This window comes from Hyphomonas beringensis (assembly GCF_000682755.1).
Lineage (GTDB): Bacteria > Pseudomonadota > Alphaproteobacteria > Caulobacterales > Hyphomonadaceae > Hyphomonas > Hyphomonas beringensis.
The window spans coordinates 1-9,783 of sequence record NZ_AWFF01000066.1; the positions used below are offsets into that span (position 1 = coordinate 1).

Consider the following 9,783-nt stretch of genomic DNA (forward strand, 5'->3'; position numbering starts at 1 on the left):
CATACATCATGACCGCGAGTTGGATGATTTCCGGTGATGTCTTGAAGTAGCGGAAAGGTGATTTCGTCATTTCTGGAGCCTAAGCACCAAAATGCGCCGTCTCAAGGCCAGTTAAAATGACAATGCCTCACCGCAAGCTGGATGATTTCGGGTGACGTCTTGAAGTAGCGAAACGGCGATTTGGTCATTTTCCGAAGCTACGTTTCCGAATTCACTCCTCAACCCCGGTTCCGCTGACAATGCCAGCGGGACGCGTGGGGCTCGGGTCACAATCTATAAATCCACGCGTGCTCGTAAAAAAAAAGGCCAGAAAAAAGCTCTGATAGTTTCGGCTACTGGATTGGTTTTGTCCTTAAGTTGCGTTACATGCGTTCCTAACTGGACGCAAACGTACAAATAGAGAAGCCCAACCGAGCCACCAAGCAAGTTTTGCAAATGATCATGACCCGGAGCATCTGCAGTTTTAGCGCTCCATACGTTCGACATAATCAGCAATGCGGGAATGCCAACCCACCCTATCGCAACGAAAGCGCGCGCGACAGACCCTCGCTTCCAGTCCAAATTCAGCAATGCGGAAGTGGGCCAAGCCAATACGAACCAACCTGAAACAATCAATAAGCAACTGCCTAGCATCTCGGAACTCCGAAAAAGTAGCAGGCACAACGACGCGACACCCATGATACACGCTAGGAAAATCATGGTTCGAGGGCTGTTATAAATTGTTCTGGACATGCTCTACTCGCATCCGCCATCGTCTTTGTCGGGTATTTTTGCACCCACTTCAAACTCGCCACCAAATAGGAGGGCGCCACCTCCACCGACACCCAAAAATCCTTGGGGCTTGGAAAAAGAGACTGGTTGATCGGCAATCTTTTCTCCGGCAGGAATATCGGTGCCAAATGCCCCCTTCCTACCGTATGAACCGCCAATGTTTGCGTTAGCCAGCCCGGCGGTTCCCGTGACCCCTTGAGTGGATGAGAAAACACTACCATTGCGAAGAGCTTCTGTGCCGACATCCGCTCTGACGGATATAAGGTCTAACAAACTCTCAGCCTGAAGCGGTCCAAGTTTACCTTTCACCCCAACTTGCGCTCCTAGGCTGCCCTGAGCATTCACGACGACGCACTCCCTTACAAAGGTGTTGGCAACTTTGGCTAATCCCGGCACCGAACTGTCCAACTCTTCGATTGCTGCACCCTTGATACCCGTGACGAACTGGCTAACCTTCTGATTTATCTTTTTCCTGACTCCGCGGACCACCACTACTGCAAGCCTCCTGACTTCATCCTGGGGGTCTATTTCCATCCCCGTCGGATCCGTCGCATTCAGCGGATCGCTTGCGACATAAGCATAGAGGTTCATCTGATCTTGGTACCCGATAGGGTCGGTCTGCAGGAACCTGCCGAGCTCTGGTGAGTAATAGCGGGCCTTGTAATAATAGAGCCCCGTCTCGGCATCGAGCTTTTGCCCCGTATAGCGGAATGGGAACCCAGCAAGGCTTCCCCCGCTCTCTCCCCAGGCAGAGTAGGTGTAGCTATCCGTCACTGAGCCAGAAGCATTTGTCAGACGGATGGCAGACCCCTGACGATCTGCATGCACCCAGCGCTCCTCACTGCCGCTTCCTGGATAGTCCAGCATCAGGAACGCCTCGTCCACAGAGCCTGGCAGACGCACATACCGTCGCAGCAGAGCAGAGCCGACATATTCGGCGATCTCCTGATCGGCCGCAAACCCAGTGTCCTCTTCCGTCAGATAGCCAAGCCCGCCCATATAATAGAACTGACTGAATGTTCCCCCGGTCGTCTTGGAAGACCGGGCACCATCGGCATAATAGTCATAGCTCGCAACTGTGCCTCCACCATCAGAGACAGACCGCAACACATTCTCCGCATCATAGCCGAAGGTCAGCCCGCTCAGGCCAGACAAGAGGTTGCCATTACCATCATAGGATAGCGCTGTTCCAGCCACATTCGTATACTGGTTCAAGCCATTGACCTGATAGGCCGTATCCGGCGTATCAGGTTGCCATATCAGCGATGGATCGGACACCGCCTGCGACAGGACCTGCCTGACCGCATTATAGGTATAATCATAGCCGATCTCGGCTGCTGACGTGTTGCAGGATGACGGCGTCGTTCCGCTCAGATTCCAGTCATGACAGGTCAGGTCGCCCCGGTCGCTATAGTCAAAATGCGCAGAAGTCCCATTCGCATAGGTTACAGTCTTACGGCGCGAGAGCGTATCATAAGCCACATGTGCCAGGGTTCGGGACGTCCCATTATTGTCATTGGCATGTGTCACCCGGTTCAGGGCATCATATTGGTAATCTACCACCCAATTATCCGGATAAGTCAGCCGCGTCAGATTGTTCGCCTTGTCATACTGATAGGAAATCGGACGGATGCCATTATGCTTCTGCCAGTTTATGCGCCCGATCGCATCATAATGATAGCTCAGCGTCATCCCGTCATGGGTCGCTGTCAGTTTCCGGCCAGCGGCATCATACGTATAGGAATGTGTCACCGTACCCCCATTGGCCGTATGCGTCGGTGCGCCGGGCACATTGCGGCTCAACAGCCGCCCAAGGGCATCATAGGTATAATCAATCGTGCTTCCCGACCGGGTTCGCTTCGTATCCGGACGGCTAAACACATCATAGACCACTTGCTCGTAATCCGTGGTCGAGCTTACCCCCGCCTGTGTCTTGGAAGGAAAATAAATATGCGTCTGCCGGTCCAGGGCGTCATAGTCATATGTCGTCAGATTACCCAGTGCATCAGCGACCGTTTTGATTTGGCCCGTAGGGGTGTAGGTCATCAGCCTGTAACACTGCTGCAGATAGCTGACCGGATCATAATTTGCCCGCATCGTCGCACAGTCCAGCGTTGAGCCAGCCCCTTGCGTGTTGCCAACCCAGGCCTTGATGATCTTTTCCGGGCGCCCCATCGCATCATAGACGGTACGCGTTTTGCGCCCTTCTCCATCGACCGTAACGATGGGCCGGTCTGCCGCATCGTAATAGGTATAGGATGTGTCTCCATCCGGATCCTCGACAGAATAAAGCCGGAGAGAGCTATCATAGGTGTAGGTCGTTGTCGCAGGCCCTTGCGTCTCTGTCAGCTTATTACCCCAGATGTCATAGGTTATGCTCATATCCGCGCCAGCAGGATAATCGATCAGGACCGGCATAGCTTTTTTAGAAGTGCCATCCTCTGGCTGCCCATAGCTCAGATAGCTTGTCGTCGTGACATTGCCACGAGGATCAGTAACCTGGACCCGATTGCCAGAGAGATACTCAGTACTCGTCTCTGCAAAAGGAGCAACCGTCTGGGACTGCGCCACAACTCGCCCGAGCGCATCATACTCCGTCTCGACACCTGCCACTGAAGTGGAACTCGTAGAGAGATAAGATTCAAACAGAACCCGGTTAAAGGCATCATACTCCCGCCGGACAAAAGAATATGCCCCTGTCGCAGTATCCTCTTCCTTAGTGAGCAGAGGGCGCAGCCGAGCATCATAAGAAATTGTAGACTTAAACGCCCCTTGGGTAACCGTCTGGGTCAACCCATTTGCGTTATGAGCATAGGCGATGTTCGTGTCAGCCGCCGCGCCATCATTCTTGGGTGGAATAATCTTCGTCAGCCTACCTACGGGATTGTACTCGTAAGAGGTGGTGTATTGATGTGGATTTGTCTCACTCAGAACCCACCCATTCCTATCGATACTTCTGGAATAAGTCGCCGAAGCATGGCTACTGGTGGACGGTAAAATGACAGAGCGAGGTATCCCTCGATTATAGTCGAAAATTGATGTAACGGACCCCGTAATATCAGTCATAGACTTTATTTGACCTAATGCATCACCATCGACCGGATCGCTGGGATTTGTATGATACGTATAGGTCATCGCAGGTGTCGACTGGTTAAATAACTTGATCCACACTCGACGCCCCTTGGCATCATAGCCATGCTCTTCAAACCTCTTGCTATTCCGGCTGAGCGTCTTGCGAAGTCCTAAAATCCAATCATCCAAATCGTGATGATAAGTGATAACATTTAGCTGAATGTCCGAGGGCGCGAGTGAAGAATACCGCTTGATCTCAACTGGCTCTCCCCAGCTGTATGATGGAAGATCGCGGTCGATATTAAACTTAAACTCTGTCACATATTCATCAGTAGTCGTACTTCCTACATTCGGATATGTACGCGCGACTTCAGTCAAGATTGTGCGATCAGATCGCTCACTTATCGGCTGCATACTGGTCACAAACATATAGCCCGCATCGACTTCGCGAAGATACTCATAGGATGTCTTTTCAATCAAATTCGCAGCACTCTGGTTACGAAACAACTCCGTCTTGGCAAGCTTCCCTGGAGCAGTCGGCCCTGACGTCGTTTGATTGTCGAACCCATAATATGAGTAACGCAGCATCGAGCCATCCGGACGCTCAACATCGGTCTGATTAAGCCAACCATTGCTGGGGGAATTGTCGATATAGGTATAAGACCAGCTAGAATTCACCCCATTGAAACTCAACCTTTTTTCAGACACCGCCATTACATGCGTCCAATGAGCCGCCTGCCCTCCCGTCGGAGTTGTCTGGTATGCGGCACAATATTGCACCGGTTGCGATCCTGTTGCGGACGCCATCTGCCTCACAATTTCTTGCAAAAGAAATATGCCTGTTAAGCCATCAGGATGAGTCACTGAAACCGATTGGTCCTTCTGCCGACAATTTCCAGTTCCTGAAACGCCTTTAGCTTGCATTCCCTCCAATTGGTACGTCCATTGGCGCCCATCCGGTCGCATAACTGACTTCAGCGTAGAAACATATCGAGTTCTATGGTTTCCCGCTGTAGAACTGTCATCAAAGACTTGGATAGGAACTTGCCCACCGTAATAGTATGTCCAAGTACGCGCATCGGAAGTATTGGGGTTAGACGTTACGCTCTGGACAAATATACTCTGCGGGTAGTTTGGGTCGTAATTCAGCTCTATCTCGCGTCCATCATTGGCAAGAATTTTCACCAGCCTACCATTCGCGTCATACGTGTAAGAGACTGTATTACCATGGACATCAGTAACAAGGGATGCGGCAAGAAATTCATCGCGCATAATCTGTTTTTTGTAGCGCATATGAACAAAACTGCCTCCCAAGTATTCAGGAGACCATGAGCTTTTCTCTGAAACGCCTGGGCGGCTAATAACCTTATCAAAACGGTATGTACTTCCATCTGGACTATGCCCCAAGAAGCCCTCCGTTCCCGCCCCATCAACATTTGATAGGCACTCAAACCACCAGCCATCCGTCGTGACCTTAACAGCTTCCGAGGGCCAAACACTCCCCTCAGGGTTTTCGAGAAGCTGGCTATTTGTCTGTCCAGGCACGTCAACAAAAACACCATTACTATATGATGATGGCCAAGCACCAGAGGCTCCAGAACTTTGACTACCATCAGGGTCTGGCCCTCTAGGTAAGGTTGACGAAAACGAGATGCTGCAACGTTGCTTTGCCCATTCTGGGTTCTCCCAAGATTGATACCTGTTCCGATCGAACAACTGAGTTCGTATAACCGGAACCGCAAGCGACCAGTCTTGAAACTCATTGCGAAGCGCACGGCTAGCATTATAACGACGCCGAATTTCCACAGGAAGTTCTGAATTTCCAGGCAGAGATACGTCAACCTGTTCAAAGGAAAGAGCTCCACTCAGGGGATCTATAGAATCACCCAGAAGATTCTCTCCCAACGCATCTATTTCATGGGAGGGCTTCCACCTTTCCGTCCAATCTACCTCCAATCGAAACCCTGTGTCTTGTCCCTGCGCGGAAGCCAGCCCCACGGCAGAATTTACGTATACGAAAACAATGCCAAGACACACCCAAGCTCGTAAAAACCTAGTCCAGCGCGCACTCGATAGACAATCGATCATCTTAATATCCTACCCAATACCAGCAGACCTAAAAAACCGCCAAGGCCACATCAGCGCTGATCGCGCGTGGCTGCATTAGCAAGGCGAGGACAGCCCTACCGCCGATTTCCGCATCAATTTCAATATTGTCGATTTTGCTCGCAGGTATCCTGCTCAGCAAACGAGCCGCTGCATACAAATGCGAAGTACAAACCAACCACACTGAGGATTCGATAAGCCTTACCAAGTTCTGAGTTAAAGATATTCTCATAACCAACCTTAACAACGCGATTTCACAACACACCAAGGCCCAGACTTTTTATCCGCCCCCTGAATTACAGAAGGCAAAGTATGCCTCTCACCTCAGTCACACTCAACCCCAAATGGATAGATTTTGAAAATATCTCGATGAAGTCTGTGGACAGCGTCCCAGAAAAATCTATTGTCCACTGACTATGCACTGATTGCCCCATGAGGCGGACAGCATCAAATGTATCCGCTACGATAAAGGAAACATGATATGGTGAGGAAAGTCTGTCAGCTCAAACCGAAGAGTTTTTTCCAGAGCCAAAAGTAGCGCTCATACTATCGTTGGCTTTATATTGCGCGCCCGAGGCATTCGCAGATCCATCTTGCCCCTCCCCTCCTGAGCCAAACACAAATCAGATCAATTACGCCTACGATGCCTTGGGCCGCCTGGTCCAAGCTTGCTAAGATGATGGAACTATAATCACCTATACATATGACAGCGTCGGCAACCGAACGCAGGTCGAAAGCAGCATCTCGTCGTCCTCCGGAGTAAAGTTTATCGTTATCCCTCTTGGAGAGGGATTTGCTTTCATTCCAACAAGCGAGCAATAGAAATGAAAAACAAAAAGCGGCTTACTAGAAAGCCACACGACACAGGAAAACGTTCCATGGAAAAAAGCGCCAACTTATTAAGTGGTTAAGTCATGGGCTTGCCTCGGTGCTTTTCGGGGCCTCGGCGACGGCGCTTCTACCAGCCTCTGCCGGCTCCGGTAGCGGGCTGGTCGAGCAGGTTATGGTGCACCAAGGAAACTTACTCTTTTTTCAGATGGAATTTCACTCCAATGCGCCTAGCTGCGCGGTACAACCACTACAGTTTGCAATTCGACTTGATTCCGACACTGGAAGGGCAATGCTCGCGCTTCTGCTTTCGGCCCAGGCTCAAGGAAAGCCTTTGGAAGTAACTGGAACAAACGCGTGCACCGATTGGGGTGATCGCGAGCAGCCTTTATATATTTGGATTAACAGCTGATCGCGTAGCGGTGCGTTCGCTTTCTGCGTGGTGTCACAGCTCACGCAATTCACTAAGTAGGTGATTACGTACGAAGCAATAAGCTGAAACGGCCTTCTTCGAGACGACGCAGGCCCGAAAAGCGCGCCATGGCTAGCTCTCACCTACGAAGATCATCTGTCTCGTTCATTGAACGGATGACAAGATCTTTGAAATACACACCGCATACATACTACTGTGCTTGCATCCCAAATGAGCTGATTATGCAAGACCGGGCGTCATCGTATCGGTAATAGTAGATCTGGACTTCGCTCCCGGATAGTTTAGCGCTCAACATCAGAGACCAAAAACGATCCCTGTCTTCATTAGATGTGCCTGCTGGAAGGTTGAGAGCACCGCTTGCGCAATTGGAAGGTGTGTACCAGAGCACGACATTGTCGTTGATGTAGTTTTCAAGTAGCCAGTCAGAAGGATCATCTTGGATGAGCGTTAGCACTTGGGCATTTGCAAGAAACGGGAATGCCAACCAAACGCTTATTGCGAGAAGCAATGAACGCCAATGGTAATTTCGAATAGAAAGCATGAACTAAGTTCCTTCTGCGGCGAATATATTGAATAGGCATTTTTCTTCCGGACCATGAAAGCGCGCCTCAGCACATTTTCATTTTAAGATGAATACAGATTCTCCCATTAAATTAAATAGAAATGTGGTGTCAGATGAATTTTGGAAACTACGTATGCGCATGAAATGTGACATCGCTCGTTCTCGTCGGCGGAACGATCAGCGCAAATTCTGAGCACGATTGTTGAGATGCCGACCAGTTTCCTGGCGACCTTTGCTTCCAAGTACTTCCATGGCAGTTCGAAATGGCGGGCATCTATCCGCCACCATGACGTCAGGATTACCATACAGCATCATTGCTATCTTCAGAAATCTCAAAGCAGACGCCCTTGTCCGTCGTCGGGTGCTTAGATATTTCAGGCTGCCCGACTTAAGGAGGGGCTGGCGCATCTGGGTTTGAGTTAAGCAGCGGAACATCGGGAGCAGTGCCAGGCTCAAATCTCTACGTGACGCCGCTCTTCTCGAATGGCGCGAGTTGGCCGTTGCCTGAGGCCTGCTCGTCCGCGACAAGCGGAGACTGGTCGAGTTAGTCTGACAGCACCCGGCGGCAAGCTAGGGAGCAATGAAGCCAGAGGCGACGGGCCGTCGCGATGCACTTCGGTCCATTGTCGGATCCCGGGCGTTTGGGGCTTCAGTGCCGGATGCATGATTCAACGCGCCTTATTTCCATTTATCAAAATGGTTGCGATTTTCATCTGCACTTCAGGTGAAACGCACTCGCACCTGAGTCACAACATTGAGGCCTTACTGATCGTGAAAAAGCCGGGGCTGGCACACTGCCCCTCAACAGTTACTTGAACGCCCATAGCCCGTGCTTGCATCAGTAAGCTAAGAACAGCGCCGCTACCTATCGCATCAGATTGAATCCGCGCCCAAGTCGCACTGGGGCAACTTGCGGCGCCCCAACCACTTTGAACGTGGAAATAGTAAATAGCTAATCCATCGACATCAGTATCAACTTCGATTTTGTCGACGAAAGCAGCCGGAGTCCACTCCGCGGAGGCTGACAAGGGCCAGGCAATAAAAAACAAACCGGCCAGAAAAGTCTTAAACATGAGCTTGCGCCGCGTGTCAGAAATTGGCTCCCGAATGAGCTTCAATATAGTTTGCCTTGATAATTGCATCTCTATTCTCTCGCTTAAACTCGTCCTACAATCGAAAAGCTGCCTTCCTTGATCGGCACTGTTCCGCGCTGCCGGATGCCTCAATGGTTATCTGCACACCTACCACCTCGCGCAACCGAAGTCCGCTTTGGTGCCCGGACCGCCTCTGAGACCAAACAACTCTAATACTTTTGTTTTCTTGAGTCGATCGCACATTCAACCATTAATTGCCCCCTCACCTCTGAAATCTTAGCGCCGGGAGAAGGTATGTTACACTTACCTGTCAAGAATGCTCAAATTCCGCATAAATCCCGCAACGACGCCACCCCCGGTTGCCCCACCATTTGCATTCACCTATAGTTCCAGAAGTTGAAAGAGAATCGGCCATTGCCATCCCGAAGTCGGGCTCTATCTGCCATAGTGAACTCGCAAATGAACATCCGACCCCTCTTGCTCGCTTCGATTATTCTGCTTGCAGGAGCGCATTGTGCCTATGCAGATGAAGCATGTGAAATACCCGCAGAAAATACCAACCAGATAAACTACGCCTACGATGTGCTGGGCCGCTTGACCCAAGTCTGCTATGACAATGGGCGTGTGATTTCTTATCAATACGACAGCGCCGGAAACCGCATAGAGGTTAGCGTGGTCGGAGGTCCCCCAAAGAACGACACTACTGGCGTCCTATACATAACGGTCCCAATATCCAATGGGTTCGTTTTCATTCCAATTTTGCACTGATTTGGGTGCTGTCAGACGAATTCGAACCAGTCTCCGTTTTTCGCAAACGAGCAGGTCTCAGGCGGCGATCAGCTCGCGCCACTCGACAAGAGTGGCGTCACGTAACAATTTGAACCTGGCCCTGCTCTCGATATTCCGCTGATGATTGA

General features: G+C 50.7%; 2 protein-coding genes. Both read right to left on the reverse strand.

Annotation, left to right across the window (positions count from 1 at the left end):
* Window positions 1-735: 735 nt before the first annotated feature.
* Complete coding sequence (locus tag HY29_RS18970; protein WP_241765229.1) at window positions 736-4,557, reverse strand: RHS repeat domain-containing protein; 3,822 nt, start codon at window positions 4,555-4,557, stop codon at window positions 736-738.
* Between the two features lie 3,961 nt (window positions 4,558-8,518).
* Window positions 8,519-8,845 carry a hypothetical protein gene (locus HY29_RS15165; RefSeq protein ID WP_155838373.1) on the reverse strand — a complete coding sequence of 109 codons (327 nt, stop codon included), beginning with the start codon at window positions 8,843-8,845 and terminating at the stop codon, window positions 8,519-8,521.
* Window positions 8,846-9,783: the final 938 nt, after the last annotated feature.

Excerpts from the sequence above, each read along its gene's own strand:
- HY29_RS15165 (WP_155838373.1), bottom strand. The coding sequence starts at position 8,845 with ATGTTTAAGACTTTTCTGGCCGGTTTGTTTTTTATTGCCTGGCCCTTG.
- HY29_RS18970 (WP_241765229.1), bottom strand. The coding sequence starts at position 4,557 with ATGGCGGTGTCTGAAAAAAGGTTGAGTTTCAATGGGGTGAATTCTAGC.